Annotated in this window: 2 rRNA genes; both read left to right on the forward strand. The window is 47.6% G+C overall.

The window, feature by feature from the left end:
- The first annotated feature begins 134 nt into the window (after positions 1-134).
- Positions 135-3017 (forward strand): 23S ribosomal RNA (locus GFS24_RS28925).
- 89 nt (positions 3018-3106) lie between these two features.
- Positions 3107-3218 (forward strand): 5S ribosomal RNA (gene rrf, locus GFS24_RS28930).
- The last annotated feature ends 6 nt before the right edge of the window (positions 3219-3224 follow it).

Genomic DNA, 3224 nt, shown 5'->3' on the forward strand with positions numbered 1-3224 from the left:
CACACTTACAGAATTGACCACATTAACTGAGAGGTTACAATACCATAGTAATTATGGGGTTGGTGGTTAACAAGTTCTTTGACATATTGGGAAATAAAGTTGTAAAACACTGAAAGACGTGTGATACGAAGATTTTTAAAGCGAATAAGGGCGCATGGTGGATGCCTAGGCTCTAGGAGGCGAAGAAGGACGTGGTAAGCTGCGATAAGTTACGGAGAGCTGCAAACGAGCGTTATATCCGTAAATTTCCGAATGGGACAACCCAGTACACTGAAGGTGTATTACCCGTAAGGGGGCCAACGCAGGGAACTGAAACATCTAAGTACCTGTAGGAAAAGAAAATAATTTAATGATTCCCTAAGTAGTGGCGAGCGAACGGGGAATAGCCCAAACCACAGCGGCGTGCTGCTGTGGGGTTGTAGGACCTCATTTAGAAAGTTGCATTAAGTTGAAGTATCTGGAAAGATACACCATAGCAGGTGAAAGTCCTGTAGACGTACATTGCAATGGACGAGAGGTATCCTGAGTAGCGCGGGACCGGAGAAATCCTGTGTGAATCTGCCAGCACCATCTGGTAAGGCTAAATACTCCCTAGAGACCGATAGTGAACCAGTACCGTAAGGGAAAGGTGAAAAGTACTCCGAACAGGAGAGTGAAATAGTACCTGAAACCGTGCGCCTACAAGCGGTCGGAGCCAAGTAATTGGTGACGGCGTGCCTTTTGCATAATGAGCCTACGAGTTACTCCTCACTGGCGAGGTTAAGCTCTTCAGTAGCGGAGCCGCAGCGAAAGCGAGTCCTAACAGGGCGAATTAGTCAGTGGGGGTAGACGCGAAACTTTGTGATCTATCCATGGGCAGGTTGAAGGTTTGGTAACACAAACTGGAGGACCGAACTCATTAGCGTTGAAAAGCTATGGGATGACCTGTGGATAGGGGTGAAAGGCCAATCAAACTGAGAGATAGCTCGTTCTCCCCGAAATGTTTTTAGGAACAGCCTCGTATATAGACGTGTCATAGAGGTAGAGCTACTAATTGGGCTAGGGGGCTTCACCGCCTACCAAACCCTAATAAACTCCGAATGCTATGACATATCTGCGGGAGTGAGGCTGTGGGCGCTAAGGTCCATGGCCGAGAGGGAAATAACCCAGATTAACAGCTAAGGTCCCTAAGCGTATGTTAAGTTGATCAAACGAAGTTCAAACCCTAAAACAGCCAGGATGTTGGCTTGGAAGCAGCCATTCATTTAAAGAGTGCGTAACAGCTCACTGGTCGAGGGTTTGGGCACGGAAAATAATCGGGCATCAAACATACCACCGAAGCTTTAGGATCCCCACTAGGTGGGTGATCGGTAGGGGAGCATTCTGTACTGCATTGAAGGTGTACTGCGAGGTATGCTGGAGCGTACAGAAAAGAAAATGTAGGCATAAGTAACGATAAAGAAGATGAAAAATCTTCTCGCCGTAAGACTAAGGGTTCCTGATCAACGCTAATCGGATCAGGGTTAGTCGGGTCCTTAGGCAAAGCCGAAAGGCGTAGCTGATGGCAAACTGGTGAATATTCCAGTACCTGCTATAATTTCGATGGGGTAACGGAGTAGTGAAAGGACTGCGCATCCACGGATGTATGCGTTAAAGGGAGTAGGTATATTTTGAGTAGGAAAATCCGCTCGAGATGCTGAACCTGATAGTACAACAAAGCTTCGGCAGCGTTGATAATGTCCCTAATCAGACTTCCAAGAAAAACCTCTAAGGTTAGGTTATAGCAGCCCGTACCGTAAACCGACACAGGTAGTCGAGGAGAATATCCTAAGGCGCTCGAGTGATCCGTGGTAAAGGAACTAGGCAAATTGACGCTGTAACTTCGGGATAAGGCGTGCCGCAGTGATGCGGCCTCAGTAAAATGGTCCAACCAACTGTTTAACAAAAACACAGGGCCCTGCAAAATCGAAAGATGACGTATAGAGCCTGATACCTGCCCGGTGCTGGAAGGTTAAGGAAGGGTGTTCGACGCAAGTCAAAGCTCCTGACTGAAGCCCCAGTAAACGGCGGCCGTAACTATAACGGTCCTAAGGTAGCGAAATTCCTTGTCGGGTAAGTTCCGACCTGCACGAATGGTCTAATGAGTTGGACACTGTCTCTACCACGAGCTCGGTGAAATTGTAGTATCGGTGAAGATGCCGGTTAATCGCAACGGGACGGAAAGACCCCGTGAACCTTCACTACAACTTAACATTGATTTTGAATGCCAGATGTGTAGGATAGTTGGGAGACTTTGAAGCAGCTTCGCCAGGAGTTGTGGAGTCGTCGTTGAAATACCAACCTTCTGTTATTTAGAGTCTAACTCCTGTAAGGGAGGACATTGTTTGGTGGGTAGTTTGACTGGGGTGGTCGCCTCCTAAAAAGTAACGGAGGCTTGCAAAGGTACCCTCAGTACGGTTGGTAATCGTACGCAGAGCGCATTAGTATAAGGGTGCTTGACTGTGAGGCAAACAAGCCGAGCAGGAGCGAAAGCTGGCTAAAGTGATCCGGTGGTTCTGAATGGAAGGGCCATCGCTCAAAGGATAAAAGGTACTCCGGGGATAACAGGCTGATCTCACCCAAGAGCTCATATCGACGGTGAGGTTTGGCACCTCGATGTCGGTTCGTCACATCCTGGGGCTGGAGAAGGTCCCAAGGGTTCGGCTGTTCGCCGATTAAAGTGGCACGTGAACTGGGTTCAGAACGTCGCAAGACAGTTCGGTCCCTATCTGTTGTGATCGTTAGTAAATTGAGAGGACATGACCTTAGTACGAGAGGACCGGGTCGTACGTACCGCTGGTGTATCTGTTGTGCCGCCAGGTGCAGTGCAGAGTAGCTATGTACGGGCAAGATAAACGCTGAAAGCATCTAAGCGTGAAACTTACCTCGAGATGAGTTTACTTTTAAGGGCCGTCGGAGACTACGACGTTGATAGGCTACAGGTGTAAGGATAGTAATATCGAAGCCGAGTAGTACTAATTGCCCGTAAGCTTTAATTTTATTATACGTTTTCTCTTCGAAAGAAGATTGTTTTACAACTTCCCAATATGTAAATTATTGTCGTCAAGACTAGAGATATTAAAGATCTTATGGTGGTTTTGCCGAGGGTGTTCACCTCTTCCCATTCCGAACAGAGAAGTTAAGCCCCTCATGGCCAATGGTACTGCACTATCATGCGGGAGAGTAGGTAGCTGCCATATTTATTA

This window comes from Chitinophaga sp. SYP-B3965, from assembly GCF_009647655.1.
Lineage (GTDB): Bacteria > Bacteroidota > Bacteroidia > Chitinophagales > Chitinophagaceae > Chitinophaga.